This is a genomic window from Rhizobium sophoriradicis (assembly GCF_003939025.1).
Lineage (GTDB): Bacteria > Pseudomonadota > Alphaproteobacteria > Rhizobiales > Rhizobiaceae > Rhizobium > Rhizobium sophoriradicis.
In genome coordinates this window covers 253,586-271,744 of record NZ_RQIH01000001.1, presented here as the reverse complement: position 1 = coordinate 271,744, position 18,159 = coordinate 253,586, and the positions used below count along the sequence as shown (strand labels likewise).

Below are 18,159 nucleotides of genomic sequence, written 5' to 3'. Positions count from 1 at the left end.
CGCATTTTGACAGTTGATTATGTTATCGATAACATATAATCCGGACAAGCGATGTCAAGTGAGTTTCACCTGAAGTGGCGGTATAAGCCGTCATTCGCAGCGACACCGGAGGAGTTATTTGCATGAAGAACTTGTTTGATCTGACCGGACGGCTTGCCCTGATCACCGGCTCCAGCCAGGGGATCGGTTATGCGCTGGCCGAGGGCCTGGCGCAGCATGGCGCTGAGGTCGTCATCAACGGCCGCACGCCCGAAAGCGTCAAACGCGCCGTCGAGACCCTCAAGGCTCAAGGCCTGTCGGCCCATGCGGCCATCTTCGATGTGACCAGCAAGGACGCCGCCAAAGCGGGCATCGATGCGATTGAGGCCGATATCGGGCCGCTCGACATCCTGATCAACAATGCCGGCATGCAGTTTCGCACACCTCTGGAGGATTTTCCGGCGGACAAATGGGAGCTTTTGCTGACCACTAATATTTCGAGCGTATTTTACGTCGGCCAGGCGGCCGCCAAAGCCATGATCGCTCGTGGTCAGGGCAAGATCATCAACATCGCCTCGGTTCAGAGCGAACTGGCCCGTCCCGGCATCGCCCCTTATACGGCGACCAAGGGCGCCGTGCGCAACCTGACGCGCGGCATGTGCGCCGACTGGGCCAAGCACGGCCTGCAGATCAATGCGATTGCGCCGGGTTACTTCAAGACGCCGCTCAACCAGGCGCTTGTCGACAATCCCGAATTCTCGTCCTGGCTCGAGAAGCGGACGCCGGCCGGTCGCTGGGGCAATGTCGAGGAACTGGTCGGTGCCGCCGTTTTCCTCTCAGGCCGAGGCTCGTCTTTCATCAACGGCCACACGCTTTATGTCGATGGCGGCATCACCACCTGCCTCTGACAGAGACGCGACGATGGAGCTCGAGAAAGAAGCGCCGTCTCTGGCCGTCCTGGTCATGGGTGTCAGCGGTTGCGGCAAGTCCTCGGTCGGCGAGGGCATCGCCGCTCGAAACGGCATGCGGTTTGTGGAGGGCGACCAACTCCACCCTGCGGCAAATGTCGAGAAGATGGCGAAGGGCATACCGCTCACCGATGATGACCGCCTGCCGTGGCTCGACCGGATCGGCGTGGAAATAAAGGCCGCGCAAGACGCGTCGCAAGGATTGGTGATCTCGTGTTCGGCGCTGAAGAGAATCTATCGGGAGAGGTTGAGGCAGGCGGCAGGCGGGCGCCTCGCCTTTGTTTTCCTGGAGGGGTCGCGCGATCTGCTGCTGTCGCGGATGCAGGCCCGTCAGGGCCATTTCATGCCGGCGTCGCTGCTCGATAGCCAGCTGCAGACGCTGGAACCGCCCACCGGTGAAGCCGGTGTGGTCACTGTGACGATCGATATGGCTTTGGATGATATGGTGGCGCTGGCTTGTGAGGAGCTGAGAGGCGCGGCCGTCAACGGAGGGTTTCATGCAGGATGATTATAGAGCAGACGTCGCCGTCATCGGTGCCGGCATCATGGGCACGGCGATTATCACGCGATTGATTGAGACCGGGCACAAAGTAACGGTCTTCGATCTTGATGCCGAAAAGGTTGCGGCGCTGGAAGCCAAGGGGGCTCGCGCAGCTGCTTCCGTGGAGGAGGCGGTCTCCGCCTCGCAATTCTGCGTGCTCAGTCTCAATCACGCCAGCATCGTCCGCGCTGTCGTTTTCGGCGAGAAGGGCGTTGCGGCGGCGGCCAGCGCCGACAAGCTGCTGATCGACATGTCCTCCATCGACCCCTCCGAAACGGCAGATATGGCGAAGCGGCTGCGTTCGGAAACGGGCATGGCATGGGTGGATTGCCCGCTTTCGGGCGGCGTGCCCGGCGCGCTCGGCGGCAAATTGACGATCATGGCCGGTGGCAGCCCCGAGGATTTCGAGCGGGCGCGCGTGGTGATGCGGCATCTTGCCGCCAATTATACGCTGATGGGCGCCTCCGGCGCCGGGCAGACCACCAAGCTGATTAATCAGCTATTCTGCGCCGTGCTGTTTCAGGCGGTCGCCGAAGCCGTCAAACTCGCCGAAGCTGGCGGCGTCGATCCCGCCGCAATTCCGGCAGCCCTTGCCGGCGGCCGAGCGGACAGCCGGATATTGCAGGAATTCATGGCAAAATTCGCCGCCCGGGATTTCTCGCCGACGGGCCGGATCGACAACATGCTGAAGGACCTGGACTCGCTTCAGGCCTTTGCGCTGAAGACCAACACGCCGCTGCCGATGACGGGTGTGGTGGTGGAGATTCACCGCCTGCTGTGCGCCGCCGGCCTTGGGCCGAAGGACTCCGCCGAGATGATGCATCTCCTCGACGGATTTCGCGCCGGCTGACCTCATCTTGCGGAGTGGGAATTGCCACTTTCCGCTTGACTACCGATGAATGTTATCGATAACATATGTTTATAAGAGCTGCAGCTTTGGGAGGAGCCACAGTGGAAGCCAAGAGACTGCTGGAGTTCCAATCGATCACCAAGAGCTTCGGCGGCACGCAGGCGCTGCGTGACGTGTCGATCGATCTGCGCGAGGGCGAGATCCTTGCACTGCTGGGCGAAAACGGCGCCGGCAAATCGACGCTGATCAAGACGCTTGCCGGCATCTACAAGCCCGATCATGGCGACATCCTTTTTCGCGGCCAGAGCTACCATCATCGCCCGCCGAAGCCGAACGAGCGGCAGCCGGTCGCCTTCATCCATCAGGATCTCGGTCTGATCGAGTGGATGACGGTCGGCGAGAATATGGGTCTGTCGCAAGGCTTCTCGATGCGAAGCGGTCTCATCGATTGGAACAGGACGCAGGCGCGGTCCAAGGAAGCGCTGAAGCTCGTCGGCTGCGACTTCGATCCGACGACGCGGGTCTCGGCCCTGTCGCGCACCGAAAAATCGCTCGTCGCCATTGCCCGCGCGCTTGCCGTCGAAGCCGACGTTCTGGTGCTCGACGAGCCGACGGCGAGCCTTCCGGCCGATGAAGTCGATCGGCTGTTCAACGCCATCCGCCCCCTGAAAGAGCGCGGCGTCGGCATGATCTATGTCTCCCACAGGCTCGACGAGATCTTCCGCATCGCCGATCGCGTTGCCGTGCTGCGCGACGGATGCATGGTCGGGCAGAAGCCGGTCAGCGAGACCACCCCGGACGAACTGGTGACGATGATCATCGGCCGCAGCGGCGACAGCCTCTTTTCCAAGGCCGAGATCAAGCCCGGCAAGGCGATCGTCGAGGTTCGCGACGTCGTCTGTGCCGGCACGAGCCCGATATCCTTCGATATCCGCGAGGGTGAGCTGCTTGGACTGGTCGGATTGCGCGGCGCCGGCCAGGAACGGATCGGCCGGGCGCTGTTCGGCTGCGAGCCCTTCAACGGCTCGGTTCTGCTGCATGGCGAGGCGCCGGATCTTTCCAGCCCGCGGCAGGCCATGGCCTCGGGCATCGGTCTGATTGCCCGCGACCGGACGGAGGAATCCGTCGCACTGTCGCTGTCAATTCGGGAAAATACCTATCTCAATCCGGGCGCCGTCGGCCGCGGGATTTTCTCCTTCCTGTCGCCGCGTGGCGAAGCCGATCTTGCCCATGCGATCGGCCATTCCGTCGGCCTCAGGCCGAACGATCCGGATCTGCCGGTGGAGGCGCTGTCCGGCGGCAACCAGCAGAAGGTGGTCGTCGGCCGCTGGCTGGCCACCGGCCGCAAGCTGCTGGTCGCCGAAGACCCGACCGCCGGCGTCGACATCGGCGCGCGCGCCGAAATCTACCGCCTGATCACCCAGGCGCTGGAAGCCGGTCTCGCGGTCGTCGTGGTCTCGACGGATTTCGAGGAAATCGCCCATATCTGCCACCGCGCGCTGGTTTTCTCGCGCGGCAAAATTGTCAGCGAACTGAGCGGAAGCGCCCTGACGACGGAGGCGGTCATCACCGCCGCCTCCGCGTCGGAAGCGGCTTGAGCCATCGGGAGAACAGCCATGCAATCCATAGAATCCACCGCGCTGGAGCCGACCAAGAGCGAAATGGCCGGCCTGTCCACCGGCCAGAAGATCGGACGCCTGATCCCGGTTTACGGTCTGGTCATCCTGACCGCCGGCCTGATCGTGCTCTTCTCGATCCTCCTGCCCGATACGTTCCCGACCGTGCTGAACGTCCGCTCGATCGTCTCCGACAAGGCGATCATCGCGCTTCTGTCGCTGGCCGCAATGATCCCGATGGCATCGGGCCGCATCGATCTGACCGTCGGCTACGGCATCGTGCTCTGGCATATTCTCGCCATCAGCCTGCAGACGGCCTACAGCCTGCCCTGGCCGGTCGCGGTCGTCATCGTTCTCGCGCTCGGCGTCCTCACAGGCTTCATCAACGGCCTGCTCGTCGAAGTCGCCAAGATCGACAGCTTCATCGCCACGCTCGGCACCGGAACGGTTCTTTACGCGCTTGCCCTCTGGCACACCGGCGGCCGGCAGGTGGTCGGTGTCCTGCCGGACGGTTTTTATGCGCTGAACGGCACCATGCTCTTCGGCCTGCCAATCACCGGCTTCTATGTGCTGCTGATCGCGATCTGCATGTGGATCGTCCTCGAATACCTGCCGATCGGCCGTTATCTCTATGCCATCGGCGCCAATCCCAAGGCTGCGGCCCTCAATGGCATTCCCGTCCGCAAATTCGTGATCGGCGCCTTCGTCACCTCGGGCCTGCTGGCAGCGTTGACCGGCGTCCTTCTCGCCTCGAAGCTGCGCATCGGCCAGGCGAGCGTCGGCCTCGAATATCTGCTGCCGGCACTTGTCGGCGCCTTCCTCGGGTCAACGACGATCAAGCCGGGACGGGTGAACGTCTGGGGGACCCTGATCGGCGTCATCATCCTGGCGGTCGGCATATCGGGAATTCAGCAATTCGGCGGGTCGTTCTTCGTCGAACCGCTGTTCAACGGCGTGACACTGCTGATTGCCATCGGCATAGCAGGTTATGCCCAGCGCAAGCGCGGAGCTGTGAGGAGGATCACACCCGCATCCAAATGAGGATGCCGGCTCATCCGGCATTCCAGAACAAACAAAATGGAGGAGTGAACATGAAGCGCAGGACTTTGATGCAGGCAACGGTCGCAACCGTCGCCCTCATGCTGAGCATGCCGGCGATGGCGGATTCGATGGCTGACGCCAAGGCCGTGGTCGAGAAATATGCGTCCAAGGTGAGCGCCTGGGATGGCCCGACGAGCGGCCCGAAGGGCGCCACCGGCAAGAACATCGTCATTCTTGCTGCCGATATGAAGAACGGCGGCATCCTCGGCGTCGTCAACGGCGTTCAGGAAGCGGCAGGCGCATTGGGCTGGACGGTGAAGGCGCTGGACGGCGCCGGTTCGATCGGCGGACGCACAGCGGCTTTCGGCCAGGCCATGGCGCTGAAGCCCGATGGCATCATCATCAACGGCTTCGACGCCGTCGAGCAGAAGCCTGCGATGGAAGCGGCGAAGGCCGCCGGCATTCCGATGGTTTCCTGGCACGCCGCTTCGGCGGTCGGCCCGGTTCCTGAGGTCGGCGTATTCGCCAATGTGACCACCGACGCGATGGAAGTCTCGAAGTCTGCGGCCGATTGGGCCTTCGCCGATGCCGGCGGCAAGCCGGGCGTCATCATCTTCACCGACTCCACCTATGCGATCGCGATCGCCAAGGCCGACCGCATGAAGAAGGAGATCGAAGATCTCGGCGGCACCGTGCTCGAATATGTCGACACGCCGATCGCCGAAACCTCCCAGCGCATGCCGCAGCTGACCACCTCGCTGCTGCAGAAGTACGGCGCCAAGTGGACGCATTCGCTGGCGATCAACGACCTCTACTACGACTTCATGGGCCCGTCGCTTGCCTCGGCCGGCATTGCCGGCGACGGCAAGCCGGTGAATGTCGCGGCCGGTGACGGCTCGGAGAGCGCCTATCAGCGTATCCGTGCCAAGCAGTACCAGGCCGTCACGGTGGCCGAGCCGCTCAATTTGCAGGGCTGGCAGCTCGTCGATGAATTGAACCGCGCCTTTGCCGGTGCTCCGTGGTCGGGCTATGTCTCGCCGTTGCACGTGGTGACCAGTGAGAATGTCGAGTTCGACGGCGGACCGAAGAACAGCTTCGATCCCGATAATGGCTATCGCGATCAATACAAGAAGATCTGGGGCAAATAGGCCTTTCAAGCAGGGCGTATCAACCGGTACGCCCTGATCCCTGACATCACATCACTAACGATCCAGCTCCTGCGAGTTTTGGAAGAGAGAACCTATGATCATTCGTTACGCTTTGTTTGAGGGCGAAATCCATCCCGGTCGGGAAGAGGAATTCCGCGACTTTGTGAGACAGCAGCTCGTTCCTCTCTGGACGCAATTTCCGGGTGCGGAGGAAATACGGGTGCTGGACGGGGTGGAGCGCGACGAGGGTGCTCCGGTCTATGCCATGGCGCTCGCCATTCGTTATCCCGACATGGAGGCGGTCGATATGGCGCTGCGCTCCAATGTGCGCTCGGAGAGCCGCGAGGTGACGGGGGAGCTGCTGAAGCTCTTCACGGGCAAGGTGCACCATCACGTATTTTCGGCCAGCGAATACCCGCCGCAGATCGCCTGATGTAGCTGATCCCCGCGGCTCAACCGGCTGAACCAAACACCTTCAGCGCCTTGGACACATCGTCTCAGGTGCTTTTTCATAAGATTTCCGATCCGGAGGTCAGAGCTCGATGACGCGGTGTTGGTCGTTGCAGCGGGCCGCAATGCCAAGTGCAAAGGATGTCAGGTCCCTGCCGCGCATTGGCTCTGGCCGGAATTCTTGGCGCCGTAGTGCCGCCGCCAAGCATCGTCCGTGCTCCTGCAGTGAATCCGAAGTGATTCGAAATTTCCGTTCGGCGTTCCTCAGATCATTGTCCGAGTGCAAGGCGCCGAAAGAGATGAGCGCCGGATTTACAACAGCAGATATCGGCGGTTTCTGCAAAACAACTTAGCATACTCTTCCCGCGTGGCGTCCGTGCAAAAAATGCTCACAAATTTACGAAAAGAGCAACATACTGGCTCTCCGTGGGCTCCGTTTACACTCTCTAAAATATATACCCCTAGATTTTTGGGATATCGGAACGACGTTCTCAGGATCGTCACCTACGCCATGATGGCGGGCCGGCATCCGAAATCTTGCATGAAATCAAGGTTGTTTCTTCACGTGCGCTTCCGCGTCTCGGAGCACTGGCTTCGGCCGCTCCGGGTAAGCAGCGTGCATGCGACGCGGCATGTCCGGCGCGACGAGCCGCGGCCGCGCGCATTCGGGGAACGGATCGAGACCGCACACATAATGAGATGTGTCGATCGATCCTGGTGCCCCAGCCACTTTTGACAAACCTCGCCAACGATGGAGAGTGCCAATGAACAGCATTAAGAGTTTTGGGATCGCGGTGCGTCTCACCCTCGGCTTTAGCTTCCTGATTCTGCTGATGGCCGGTCTGACCATCTATTCGGTTCTAGAGGTTGGGTTGATCAACAGCAATCTTGAAACGATCAACGACGTCAACAGCGTCAAGCAGCGGTTTGCCATCAACTATCGCGGCAGCGTGCACGATCGGGCGATCGCCATCCGCGACGTGACCCTGGTGAACTCGGCGGACGAACGCAAGGCGGCCGAGACACTGATCGAAAAGCTGGCGGCCACTTATGCCGAGAATGAAAAGCGCATGGCCGACATGGTTGCATCTCCGGCCGGTGCGACGGATCAGGAAAAGGCCATTTTGAACCAGATCGCCAACATCCAGGCGAAAACCAATCCTCTGGTTGCGGAAATCATCGCGCTGCAGGTGAAGGGCGATACCGAAGCGGCCCGCAAGATCCTGCTCGAACAGGCCCGGCCTGCCTTCGTGGAGTGGCTCGGTGCCATCAATAAATTCATCGACTACCAGGAAGCACTGGACAAATCGATCGGCGGCGAGGTTCGTAGCTCGGCGAGCGGCTTCAAGCCGATAGTGCTGACCGCGCTCGGCATTGCGGCTCTTCTTTCGGTCGTCGCTGCCGCCGTAACATCCCGTACGATCGTCGGCCCGCTGGCAAAGCTCCAGCTTTCGCTGAAGGCGATGGCGGAAGGCACTCTCCACGGCGACGGTCGTCTCGAAGCCCGCGGCGACGAGATCGGCAGGCTCGCCCGCGCCGTAGCCGGCTTGCGCGACGCGATTTCAGCAAAGGCCGAACGGGAGGCCGATGCGGAAAGCAAGCGGGCGGTGGCGGAACGTCACCGGCTCGAACAGGATGCCGACGAACGCCGCTCCCTTGCCGAGCAGACGGACCGGGCGGTCGGCCAGTTGGGCAGTGCACTGCAGGCGTTGGCCGATGGCGACCTCACGCAGCAGATCGGCACGCCGTTCATCCCGTCCCTGGAAAAACTCAGAGCCGACTTCAATTCCGCGGTCGAAAAGCTCCGTGCCGCCATGCAGAAGGTTGCCGAGAACGCCAGCGCGATTGCGGCCGGCGCACAGGAGATCCGCTCCGCTTCGGACGATCTCGCCAAGCGGACCGAGCAGCAGGCCGCCTCCGTCGAGGAGACCGCCGCTGCCCTGGAAGAGATCACCACCACCGTCGCCGACTCCAGCAACAGGGCTCAGGAGGCAGGCCAGCTCGTCCGCAAGACGAAAGACAATGCGGAACGCTCGGGCGGCGTTGTCCGTGACGCAGTCGATGCCATGGGCAAGATCGAATCCTCCGCCACCGAGATCGGCAGCATCATCGGCGTCATCGACGAGATCGCCTTCCAGACCAACCTGCTGGCGCTGAACGCCGGCGTCGAGGCTGCCCGCGCCGGTGAAGCCGGAAAGGGCTTTGCCGTTGTTGCCCAGGAAGTGCGCGAACTGGCGCAGCGTTCCGCTAAGGCGGCAAAGGAAATCAAGGAGCTGATCAACGCTTCGAACGGCCATGTCAAAAACGGCGTCGCGCTGGTTGGCGAAACCGGAAAGGCCCTGCAGGAGATTGCGGTACAGGTGCAGCAGGTCGACGGCAACGTCGGCGCCATTGTCGGCGCCTCGCAGGAGCAGGCGACGGGGCTGAAGGAAATCAATACCGCCGTCAACAGGATGGACCAGGGCACCCAGCAGAACGCCGCCATGGTCGAAGAAGCCACAGCCGCCGCTCACAAGCTCGCCAAGGAAGCCGACGCGCTGTTCCAGCTCCTGGGCCAGTTCAACATTGGCGGGGCGGTGGCATCGAGGCGCATATCGCAGCCTGCTCCCGCGCAGCATGCTCAGCCCGTGGCTTCGCCGGCGCGCCAGATGATCGCCAAGGTCGGTAGGTCGTTCCAGGGGAATGCGACCCAGGGGAACGCGGCATTGGCCGGCGATTGGGAAGAGTTTTAAACCACAGAGGGTTCTGCTGAAAAAATAAAGTAGCGAAGGGCAGCGTTTGCTGCCCTTCCTGTTCTTATCTTACGCCCGAGCCGGGACCTTGGCCGGAAGCAGGGCGTTGACCACGACCGCAACGGCGATGTTTGCCGCAAGCGCCAGCAGCCCGGTATAGACGGTGAAGGGTTCACCGCCGAGGCTGATCAGATGCAGCGGCTTCCAGCCGGCATCCCAGACGAGGTAGGTGCCGCCGCAGAAGCCGACGAACCAGCCGGCAAGCAGACCGGGTGCGCGGAACCAGTTGGTATAGAGACCGAAGACCAGAGCCGGCAGCGTCTGCAGGATCCAGATGCCGCCGAGCAGCTGCAGGTCGAGTGCGAACTGCGTCGGCAGGAAGATGATGACGAGCAACGCGCCGACCTTCACCACCAGCGACGTCACCTTCGCGACCTTGGCTTCGCCCGCATCGCTGACCTTGGGGTCGACATAGGCCTTCCAGAAATTGCGGGTGAAGAGGTTGGCCGCGCCGATGCTCATCACCGCCGCCGGCACCAGTGCGCCGATCGCGATCGCCGCAAAGGCGAAGCCCGAGAACCAGCCCGAAAACAGCGTCTTGAACAGGGTCGGAACGACGTCATTGGCACTGTCGAGCTTCAGGTTGGCGGCATGGCCCATATAGCCGAGCAGCGCCAGAAGGCCGAGCAGCAGCGTATAGGCGGGCAGCATGATCGCATTCTTGCGGATCGTCTTGCCGCTGTTGGAGGCAAAGATGCCGGTCAGCGTATGCGGATACATGAAGGCCGCGAGCGCCGAACCGAAAGCGAGCGTGGCATAGGCGACATACTGATTGCCGCCGAGCAGCAGGTTGCCGGAACCCTTGGCCTGGAAGGCCGCGTCAGCCGATGCGAAGACATTGGCGTAGCCGCCGAGCTTCGACGGGATAAGCGCGACCGCTGCGATCACCACAATATAAATCATGATGTCCTTGACAAAGGCGATCAGAGCCGGGGCGCGCAGGCCCGCCGAATAGGTGTAGAGCGCCAGCACGATGAAGGCGATCGCCAGCGGCAGCTCGCCGTGCAATCCGAGTGCCTTCAAGACCGCCGTCATGCCGACGAGCTGGAGGGCAATGTAAGGCATGGTGGCGATGACGCCCGTCGCCGCGACGGCGAGCTCGAGACCGCGCGATCCGTATTGGCCGTGAACGACGTCGGCGGCTGTGACATAGCCGAAATCCTTGGCGCGTTTCCACAGGATCGGCATGACCATGAAGACGAAGGGATAGACGACAATCGTATAGGGCAGCGCGAAGAAACCGTAGGCGCCGACGGTATAGACCAGCGCCGGAACGGCGATGACTGTATAGGCGGTATAGAAGTCGCCGCCGACGAGGAACCAGGTGATCCAGGTGCCGAAGTTTCGCCCGCCGAGACCCCATTCATCGATATGGGCGAGCGTCTCGGGCTTGCGCCAGCGGCTGGCGACGAAACCCATGACGGTGACGAGGGCGAAGAAGAAGATGAAGACGGCGAGCGCCGTGCCGTTGATGTCAGTCGTCATGGCGAACGCTCCGATAGGCAATCCAGGTCAGCGTCGCCGTGATCGGCACCCAGAGAAGCTGATACCAGTAGAAGAAGGGGAAGCCGAAAAGCGACGGCTCGCGGAGATTGTAGAATGGCGGCCAGAGCAGACCTATGTACGGAATGATCAGCAGCCATAGCGCTGCCTTGCTACGTGGTTTTTCCATGTCGGAGTACCTTTCAGGCGCCGCAATAGCGGTCGCCATGTTCCAGTTGTCGGCGTGGAAGGCAGGTCTGTCAGCCGGCGGCGGCAGCAGGCCCGGTTCGGGTCGCTCGAGCTTTTCCGGCGGATCGGAAGCTGATGTAACGCATGTGAATTCCTCCCAACGGCTGGCACTTGGCAAGCCGCGAATGGAGTCCTAGGGCGTCGGTTTTATCCTCACAAGATGGGCGCAGAGCTGAAATGCCGGGCTCTACCCAGAAGTGGGTAGGCGCGAATTTGCGTCGATTTTCGAGGCGATGCCGTGATCGAGCGCGTAGCGAATGAGGCCTGCGGTGGTGGGGATGCCAAGTTTCTTCTTGAGGTTCTTGCGATGGGTTTCCGCCGTGGCAGAGCTTATCCCGAGCACTTCGGCGATCTCGCGGTTGCTCCGCCCGGCAACGATCAGCCCGAGGATATCGCGTTCGCGCGGCGTCAAGGGGTTGCTCCCCTCCTCCCCCCGTTCCCCCATCAGCGCGTCGAAGACGCCCGAGGAGAAATAGGTGCCGCCATCCGCGACGGTTTCGATCGCCGCGACGATCTCCTCTGTGGAGACGTCTTTCAGAACATAACCGGCGGCGCCGCGCATGACCGAGGAGGAGATATATTCCCGGCTGTCATGCATGGAAAGCATCACGACGCGGGTCTCAGGAAGTTCGCTCCTGAACAGTTCGATCGCATCGATGCCGCTGAGCTTGGGCATGTTGATGTCCATCAGCACCACCTGCGGCTGGATCTGCCGGGCGATATCGAGCCCGGTTTGCGCCAAGCCCGCGGTGCCGGCGACCTCGATATGATCGAATGTTTCGAGCACGGCTTTCAATCCGTCCAGCACCAGCGGATGGTTGTCGATCAGGAGTACCTTGATTTTCGGGCGTTCCGTCATGCGGCTTGCGCCTGCTTGCCAGGGGCAAGATTGGCCGATCTCGGCATCATCGCCGTCAGCGTCGTGCCCGCCTCGCTGCTGTTGATGAGAAGCAGGCCCCGGAAGTGCGCCATCCGCTCCTGCATGTTGCGCAGGCCGAGGCCCGAGCCGCCGGACGCGCCATCCCTAGCGCCATCGAAGCCGGTGCCGTTGTCGGAGATGGTCATTCGGGCGCGGCCGCCGTCATTCCAGAGCTTGACCGAAAGCTTCGAGGCGCCCGAATGCCGTTCGACATTGTTGAAGGCCTCCTGGGCGACGCGATAAAGGGCGGTGCTGGCTTCCGCCTTCAGCATGCCGGCAAAGCCCGAGGCGTCGATCGTCGTCTCGATCCCCGTCCGTTCGGCAAAGTGATGGCACAGTGCCTCCAGCGCCGCCGTCAGGCCGAGATCGTCGAGCACGCGCGGGCGCAGATCATGCGAGAGCAGCCGGATTTCCTTGATGGCGCCGTTCAGCGCCTCGACGCCGCGCTCGATGGTCAGTGCCGCCTCGTCGACATTGGTCCTGACCTTGCGGCCGGCGAGATCCATCGCATAGCGCACGCCGAGAAGGGTCTGGGAGATGCCGTCATGCAGCTCGCGCGCCAGCCGGGTGCGCTCCTCTTCCTGGGTGTCGATGACCCGCTGCGTCAGCTCCTTGAGCCGGCTGTCGGCCATGCGGCGTTCGTGGAATGTCAGCAGCATGCAGGTGGTGAAAACGACGAGCACTGCGGGCACGGCGATCAGCGCGACGATGACGAAGGTCCGTCTGATATTGGCGCGCATCACCTTGTTGGCGGCCGCACTTTGGGCGAAGACGTCGTCCAGATAAACGCCGGTTCCCACCACCCAGTGCCATTTGTCGAGACTGACGACGAAGGAGAGCTTGTCGGCGATCTGTCCGGTGGAAGGTTTCTGCCATTTGTACTGGTGCAGGCCGCCGCCCGCCTTTGCGGTGGCGATCAGCTCGGCAATCACCTTGTCGCCATCGGGATCCGTCAGGTCGAGCCAGTTTTGTCCATGCCGGAAGCTCTGGCGCGGATGAACGATATTGTTTCCGTCATAATCGTAGACGAAGAAATAGCCGTCCTTGCCGTAGTCGAGCGAGGTCAGAATACTAGCCACCTGCTGTTTGGCGGCTTCGTCGTCGGGGCCGGCCTTGTCGTAGATCGTCTGGATGGCCGATAGGGCAAGATTGGTCAGATTGAGGATCTCGGCTTCCCTCGTCTTCAGCATGTTCTGCTCGAACGTCTCGATGCTGTTCTTGGCGAGATTTGCCGATTGCCAGGTGATGAAGGTGGTGATCGCGAGGATCGAGATGACGAGGGGGACGATCGCCAATGCGATGATCTGGTGTCGTAACGTCAACGATCGGTCCTCCCCGGGATGCGCGCCGGAATTATGCGCTTTGCCGAATGCGTGTCCAGCGGCTTGTCGGTGTTGGCCGGCAAGCGCTATTCCACTGGCACGAACAGGCCGAGCTTGACGTCACGCAGCACGACATTGGTATGCATGCGGCGGATCTGCGGATTGTCGGCCATGATCAGGGCGGCGATGTCGTCATAATGCTCGACGTCGCGGGCGGTGACGATCGCGATCAGATCGACGGCGCCTGTGACGTAATAGACTTGCTGAATATGATCCTGCTTCTCCGCCCAAAGGCGGAATTTCGCCAGCGCGTCGTAATTGTCGCGCTCGATCTCCATGCCGACGATGAAGACCATCGATGTCGGCGTCGCCTTGCGATCCAGTACGGCCACCTCCGCCTTGATGATCCCCTCCTCGCGCAGCCGCTTCAACCGCCGCTGCACGGCGGAGACCGACAGTCCGACCCGTTCGGCGATCGTTTCAGCTTTCAACTGGCAATCGCGCTGAACGATATCGAGAATGTCGCGGTCAAAACGATCCAGTTGCTCCATGGTCCAGTCCGATCCTTGCCACAGCAAGCGTTGCGCCACATTCGCAGCGTTGAAAACATTATTTTGCTCATAATATGCAAAAGAGATGGAAATTGCGCGAAAAAACCGCGTTCTTTTATCATTATCCTTCGCAGATTGAATTCAGCCGGAACTATGCATGTCGGATCAGCCCTCTCCTGCTCTTCGCGTCGAAGATCTCTATAAAAGCTTCGGCTCGCAACAGGTTCTGAAAGGTATCTCGACGGAGGCCCACAAGTCGGACGTGATTTCGATCATCGGTTCGTCGGGCTCCGGCAAGAGCACGTTCCTCCGATGCATCAATTTCCTGGAAACGCCGGATCGCGGCCGCATTGCCGTGAACGGCGAGGAAGTCGCGCTGAAGGCCGGCCGCGGCGGGCGGCTGCAGCCGCACAGCTGGCGGCAGATCGAACGGCTGCGGACCGGACTGGGGATGGTGTTTCAGAGTTTCAATCTCTGGGCGCATCGCACCGTGCTGGAAAACGTCATCGAGGCGCCGGTGCATGTCATGGGCATTTCAAAGCGCGAGGCGATCGAAAAGGCGGAATCTCTGCTCCACAAGGTCGGGCTCTTCGACAAGCGCGACGCCTATCCCGCCTTCCTCTCCGGCGGTCAGCAGCAGCGCGCGGCAATTGCGAGGGCACTTTGCGTCGATCCCGCCGTCATGCTTTTCGACGAGCCGACATCGGCGCTCGATCCGGAGCTGGTCGGTGAGGTCCTCAAGGTCATCCGCGATCTCGCCGAAGAAGGCCGGACCATGCTGATCGTCACGCATGAAATGCGTTTCGCCCGGGATGTTTCGAGCCGCGTCCTCTTCCTGCATCAAGGACGGATCGAGGAGGAAGGGCCGCCGGAACAGGTTTTCGGGGCGCCGGTCAGCGCCCGCTGCCGGGAATTCACCCGTCTCAGCGCCCATTGATCCACATCAGCCATCATCGACAACACTCGAACCAGGAGATACCTGCGAATGAAACTGCTCCCCACGCTTTTTGCCGGCGCGGCACTTGCGCTTTCTGCGGTTGCCGCACAGGCCGAAGTCCGCTTTGGCGTCATGAATGAATCCTATCCGCCGTTCTTCGCCAAGGACGCCTCGGGTGAGTGGCACGGCTGGGAAATCGACCTGATGAACGCCGTTTGTGCGGAGATGAAGGAGAAATGCTCAATCGTCGACATTTCCTGGGATGGTCTCATTCCGGCTCTTGAGAGCAAGAAATTCGACGTGATCTGGTCGTCGATGTCGAACACGGCGGAACGCTCGAAGGTGATCGACTTCACCGACAAGTACTACAACACCCCGAGCACGCTGATCGGTCCCAAGGACCAGAAGCCGGGCGCCACTGCCGAGGATGTGAAGGGCAAGACCATCGGCATCCAGGTGTCGACGATCCAGTCCGAATATTACAAGAAATACTTTGCCGAGGCGGCCGACGAAAAGACCTACCAGACGCTCGACGAGGCCTTCCAGGATCTGGCCTCCGGCCGTATCGACTACGTCTTCGGCGATTCCCTGGCGCTCGACGCCTTCCTGAAGAGCGATGGCGGCAAGGATTGCTGCGCCAAGATGGGAGATGTCGCCGACGACAAGGAAATTCTCGGCGCCGGCGTTTCGGGCGGTCTGCGCAAGGAAGACACGGAGCTGAAAGCCAAGCTGAATGCGGCGATCGCTGCGGTTCGCGCCAACGGCCAGTATGGCGCGATCACCAAGAAATATTTCGACTTCGACATCTACGGCGCGAAGTAAGCAGTCTCGGCGATGGCAACCGCGCAACAAGGCATTCTGGATCTGCTGTCTCCCTATCCTCCGGGATGGGGCGGCGTTCTTTTGGCAGGCGCGGTCTCCACGGTCGCCATCTCGGCTTGCGCCTTCGCTGTCGGAATTTTGCTCGGCACCGGCGGCGCGCTTGGAAAGCTCTCGGCCAATCGCGCGCTCCGCCTGATGCTCGATCTCTACACCACTGTCATTCGCGCAGTTCCCGAGCTGATCCTAATCGTCGGCCTCTATTATGCCGGCACCGACGGCCTCAACCGGCTGCTGGCGGCGATGGAGCTGCCGCCGATCGAAGTGAACGGCTTCGTCGCGGCCGTCGCCGTGCTCGGCTTCGTGCAGGGCGCCTATATGACGGAAGTGCTGCGCGGCGCGATCCTTGCCATTCCCACCGGTCAGATCGAAGCCGCCAAAGCTTTCGGCATGGGGCCGGCGCTGCGATTTCGCCGCGTCTTGCTGCCGGCGCTGTTGCCGAACGCGCTGCCGGGGATGGCCAATCTGTGGATGTCGGTCACCAAGGACAGCGCGCTGGTGGCGGTCGTCGGCTACCAGGAACTGGCGCTCGCCACCCGCCTCGCCGGGGCGAGCACCAAACACTACTTCGTGTTTTTCCTCGCTTCCGCCCTTCTCTACCTCGCCATCACGCTCGTCTCCAACGTCGCTTTCAAGCTGATCGAAGGACGGGTGCGGCGCGGACAGCCGCGTCTCGCCTGAGAAAGCCGCGCCCTATGAGTTTCACCTGGATCTCTTCCTATTGGCCGCTGCTTCTGACCGGCGCCTGGCAGACCGTGTCGCTGCTTGTCATTTCCGTCATATTTGGTTTTCTCATCGCCATCGGTCTGGCCTTCGCACAGGTCAGCGGTGGCAGGCTGACGCGGCTGCTTGCCCGCGGCTACTGCACCTTTTTCCGTGGCACGCCGCTGTTGATTCAGCTGTGGCTTCTCTATTACGGCGTCGGCTCGCTGCTGCCGATGGTCCCCGGCATCCGCCAGACCCTGTTCTGGCCGATCCTGCGCGAAGGCTTCTTCTTCGCCGCGGTCAGCTTCACGCTGAATTATGCGGCTTACGAGGCAGAGGTCCTGCGCGGCGCGCTGCTTGCCGTTCCCAAGGGTGAGCTCGAAGCCGGGCGAGCCTTCGGCCTGTCGCCGTGGAAGCTGACCCATCGGATCTGGCTGCCGCGCGCCATCCGCATTGCGCTGCCGACGATCGCCGGAGAGATCGTCATGCAGCTGAAGGCGACGCCGCTTGCCTTCACGGTGACGGTGATGGATCTCTATGCCGTAGCCAACAAGGTTCGCCAGGACACGCTGCTGGTCTATGAGCCGCTGCTTGTCGTCACCCTCTTCTATCTGGCCCTGACCGCAGTCATCGCCCGCGTCTTTCGAGGTCTCGAAGCGCAGGTGCCGGTGCGGCGTTAGGCGGACGGACGTTTCTCACTTTGTTTTTAAAGCCCGCCGCCGGCAACGGCGCGACAGCCTGAATGGAGATCTCTTCATGAGCACGATACGAATCCTCGATGGCGGCATGAGCCGCGAGCTGTTGCGGCTCGGCGCCGAATTGAAGCAGCCGGAATGGTCGGCGCTGGCGCTGATCGATTCGCCGGATATCGTCCGCGAGGTGCATAAGGAGTTCATCGATGCCGGCTCTGAGGTCATCACGGCCAATAGCTATGCGCTGGTGCCCTTCCATATCGGCGAGGACCGGTTTCAGAAGGAGGGTGCAGCGCTGATCCGTCTTGCCGGCCGCCTGGCGCGCGAGACGGCCGATTCCGTTACTGATCGCAAGGTGCTGGTCGCCGGTTCGCTGCCGCCGATCTTCGGCTCCTACGAGCCGCAGAATTTTCAGCCTGCGCGGGTGCAGCATTATCTCAGGGTGCTTGTCGAAAACCTCGCCCCCTTCGTCGACATATGGCTCGGCGAGACGTTGAGCCTGATCGCCGAGGGCGACGCCGTGCGCGAGGCGGTGGCGGCATCGGGCAAACCCTTCTGGATTTCCTTCACGCTGGCCGATGACGAAGCGGATATCAAAAGCGGCGAGCCGAAGCTTCGTTCCGGCGAAAGCGTCGAGGCGGCGGCGGCCTGGGCGGTGTCATCGGGTACGGAGGCCCTCCTGTTCAACTGCAGCAAGCCCGAGGTCATGCGGACAGCTGTGGAGACGGCAGCGCGGGTGTTCCGCAAGACGGACGCCCCGATCGAAATCGGCGTCTATGCCAATGCCTTCGAAGGGGAACAGGGCGAGTCGGCCGCCAATGAAGGCCTGCACGAGACCCGCGGCGACCTGAACGACGACGTCTATTCGCGTTTTGCCTGCTCCTGGGCCGAGGCTGGCGCGACGATTATCGGCGGCTGCTGCGGCATCGGTGCCGCCCATATCCATCGCTTGGGCAAGACGCTTTTGCGCTGAAGCCGCGGAGAGTGGCGGCGGTCGTTCATGCCGCCGCTCTCTCCGATCGATCGGGATGCGGTGCG

General features: G+C 61.8%; 18 protein-coding genes. 13 read left to right on the top strand and 5 right to left on the bottom strand.

The annotated features are described in order from the left end of the window. The first annotated feature begins 122 nt into the window (after positions 1-122). The 8 genes from EFR00_RS01375 (at position 123) to EFR00_RS01340 (ending at position 9,325) form a co-directional block, all read left to right on the top strand. Positions 123-887 (top strand): SDR family oxidoreductase, encoded by a 765-nt coding sequence (locus tag EFR00_RS01375; RefSeq protein ID WP_077994261.1) that lies wholly within the window; start codon positions 123-125, stop codon positions 885-887. 13 nt (positions 888-900) lie between these two features. Beyond that, the gene (locus EFR00_RS01370; RefSeq protein WP_077994263.1) at positions 901-1,455 is read left to right on the top strand and encodes a gluconokinase; all 555 of its coding nucleotides are present in this window, start codon (positions 901-903) and stop codon (positions 1,453-1,455) included. After that, entirely contained in the window at positions 1,445-2,338 is an 894-nt protein-coding gene (locus tag EFR00_RS01365) for an NAD(P)-dependent oxidoreductase (RefSeq protein WP_077994265.1), read from the top strand. The genes EFR00_RS01370 and EFR00_RS01365 overlap by 11 nt, the downstream gene beginning before the upstream one ends. A gap of 101 nt (positions 2,339-2,439) precedes the next feature. Further along, the gene (locus EFR00_RS01360; protein WP_077994266.1) at positions 2,440-3,936 is read left to right on the top strand and encodes a sugar ABC transporter ATP-binding protein; all 1,497 of its coding nucleotides are present in this window, start codon (positions 2,440-2,442) and stop codon (positions 3,934-3,936) included. Positions 3,937-3,954: 18 nt separating this feature from the next. Further along, positions 3,955-4,995: an ABC transporter permease gene (locus EFR00_RS01355; RefSeq protein WP_040113039.1), complete on the top strand. Its 1,041-nt coding sequence runs from the start codon at positions 3,955-3,957 to the stop codon at positions 4,993-4,995. Between the two features lie 50 nt (positions 4,996-5,045). Beyond that, positions 5,046-6,143: an ABC transporter substrate-binding protein gene (locus EFR00_RS01350; protein WP_040113040.1), complete on the top strand. Its 1,098-nt coding sequence runs from the start codon at positions 5,046-5,048 to the stop codon at positions 6,141-6,143. A gap of 94 nt (positions 6,144-6,237) precedes the next feature. Continuing rightward, a complete protein-coding gene (locus tag EFR00_RS01345) occupies positions 6,238-6,576 on the top strand; it encodes a hypothetical protein (RefSeq protein ID WP_009994201.1) in 339 nt (112 codons plus the stop codon). A gap of 781 nt (positions 6,577-7,357) precedes the next feature. Further along, positions 7,358-9,325 (top strand): HAMP domain-containing methyl-accepting chemotaxis protein, encoded by a 1,968-nt coding sequence (locus EFR00_RS01340; protein WP_077994268.1) that lies wholly within the window; start codon positions 7,358-7,360, stop codon positions 9,323-9,325. 69 nt (positions 9,326-9,394) lie between these two features. Here the strand turns inward: EFR00_RS01340 and mctP are convergent, their stop codons facing one another. The 5 genes from mctP to EFR00_RS01315 form a co-directional block, all read right to left on the bottom strand. Then, on the bottom strand, positions 9,395-10,870 hold the full coding sequence (gene mctP / locus EFR00_RS01335) for a monocarboxylate uptake permease MctP (RefSeq protein WP_077994270.1): 1,476 nt from the start codon (positions 10,868-10,870) through the stop codon (positions 9,395-9,397). Continuing rightward, the gene (locus tag EFR00_RS01330; RefSeq protein ID WP_007539443.1) at positions 10,860-11,057 is read right to left on the bottom strand and encodes a DUF3311 domain-containing protein; all 198 of its coding nucleotides are present in this window, start codon (positions 11,055-11,057) and stop codon (positions 10,860-10,862) included. Before EFR00_RS01330 ends, mctP begins: the two co-directional genes overlap by 11 nt. A gap of 246 nt (positions 11,058-11,303) precedes the next feature. After that, the gene (mctR, locus tag EFR00_RS01325) at positions 11,304-11,975 is read right to left on the bottom strand and encodes a two-component system response regulator MctR (protein WP_077994273.1); all 672 of its coding nucleotides are present in this window, start codon (positions 11,973-11,975) and stop codon (positions 11,304-11,306) included. Beyond that, on the bottom strand, positions 11,972-13,357 hold the full coding sequence (gene mctS / locus EFR00_RS01320) for a two-component system sensor histidine kinase MctS (RefSeq protein ID WP_077994275.1): 1,386 nt from the start codon (positions 13,355-13,357) through the stop codon (positions 11,972-11,974). Before mctS ends, mctR begins: the two co-directional genes overlap by 4 nt. An 86-nt stretch (positions 13,358-13,443) precedes the next feature. After that, the gene (locus EFR00_RS01315) at positions 13,444-13,932 is read right to left on the bottom strand and encodes an Lrp/AsnC family transcriptional regulator (protein ID WP_483475614.1); all 489 of its coding nucleotides are present in this window, start codon (positions 13,930-13,932) and stop codon (positions 13,444-13,446) included. 133 nt (positions 13,933-14,065) lie between these two features. Between EFR00_RS01315 and EFR00_RS01310 the strand changes: the two genes are divergently transcribed. The 5 genes from EFR00_RS01310 (at position 14,066) to EFR00_RS01290 (ending at position 18,094) form a co-directional block, all read left to right on the top strand. After that, positions 14,066-14,845, top strand: a complete 780-nt coding sequence (locus EFR00_RS01310; protein WP_077994277.1) for an ABC transporter ATP-binding protein — start codon at positions 14,066-14,068, stop codon at positions 14,843-14,845. A gap of 48 nt (positions 14,846-14,893) precedes the next feature. After that, complete coding sequence (locus EFR00_RS01305; RefSeq protein WP_077994279.1) at positions 14,894-15,667, top strand: transporter substrate-binding domain-containing protein; 774 nt, start codon at positions 14,894-14,896, stop codon at positions 15,665-15,667. A gap of 12 nt (positions 15,668-15,679) precedes the next feature. Next, positions 15,680-16,405: an ABC transporter permease gene (locus tag EFR00_RS01300; protein WP_077994281.1), complete on the top strand. Its 726-nt coding sequence runs from the start codon at positions 15,680-15,682 to the stop codon at positions 16,403-16,405. Positions 16,406-16,419: 14 nt separating this feature from the next. After that, a complete protein-coding gene (locus EFR00_RS01295) occupies positions 16,420-17,109 on the top strand; it encodes an ABC transporter permease (protein WP_077994282.1) in 690 nt (229 codons plus the stop codon). Positions 17,110-17,185: 76 nt separating this feature from the next. Next, positions 17,186-18,094, top strand: a complete 909-nt coding sequence (locus EFR00_RS01290) for a homocysteine S-methyltransferase family protein (protein ID WP_077994283.1) — start codon at positions 17,186-17,188, stop codon at positions 18,092-18,094. Positions 18,095-18,159 lie beyond the last annotated feature (65 nt).

Coding starts and splice junctions, on each gene's coding strand:
- EFR00_RS01305 (WP_077994279.1), top strand. CDS start 14,894: ATGAAACTGCTCCCCACGCTTTTTGCCGGCGCGGCACTTGCGCTTTCT.
- EFR00_RS01295 (WP_077994282.1), top strand. CDS start 16,420: ATGAGTTTCACCTGGATCTCTTCCTATTGGCCGCTGCTTCTGACCGGC.
- EFR00_RS01340 (WP_077994268.1), top strand. CDS start 7,358: ATGAACAGCATTAAGAGTTTTGGGATCGCGGTGCGTCTCACCCTCGGC.
- EFR00_RS01345 (WP_009994201.1), top strand. CDS start 6,238: ATGATCATTCGTTACGCTTTGTTTGAGGGCGAAATCCATCCCGGTCGG.
- EFR00_RS01330 (WP_007539443.1), bottom strand. CDS start 11,057: ATGGAAAAACCACGTAGCAAGGCAGCGCTATGGCTGCTGATCATTCCG.
- mctP (WP_077994270.1), bottom strand. CDS start 10,870: ATGACGACTGACATCAACGGCACGGCGCTCGCCGTCTTCATCTTCTTC.
- EFR00_RS01290 (WP_077994283.1), top strand. CDS start 17,186: ATGAGCACGATACGAATCCTCGATGGCGGCATGAGCCGCGAGCTGTTG.
- EFR00_RS01350 (WP_040113040.1), top strand. CDS start 5,046: ATGAAGCGCAGGACTTTGATGCAGGCAACGGTCGCAACCGTCGCCCTC.
- EFR00_RS01365 (WP_077994265.1), top strand. CDS start 1,445: ATGCAGGATGATTATAGAGCAGACGTCGCCGTCATCGGTGCCGGCATC.
- EFR00_RS01355 (WP_040113039.1), top strand. CDS start 3,955: ATGCAATCCATAGAATCCACCGCGCTGGAGCCGACCAAGAGCGAAATG.
- EFR00_RS01310 (WP_077994277.1), top strand. CDS start 14,066: ATGTCGGATCAGCCCTCTCCTGCTCTTCGCGTCGAAGATCTCTATAAA.
- EFR00_RS01375 (WP_077994261.1), top strand. CDS start 123: ATGAAGAACTTGTTTGATCTGACCGGACGGCTTGCCCTGATCACCGGC.
- EFR00_RS01300 (WP_077994281.1), top strand. CDS start 15,680: ATGGCAACCGCGCAACAAGGCATTCTGGATCTGCTGTCTCCCTATCCT.
- EFR00_RS01370 (WP_077994263.1), top strand. CDS start 901: ATGGAGCTCGAGAAAGAAGCGCCGTCTCTGGCCGTCCTGGTCATGGGT.
- mctR (WP_077994273.1), bottom strand. CDS start 11,975: ATGACGGAACGCCCGAAAATCAAGGTACTCCTGATCGACAACCATCCG.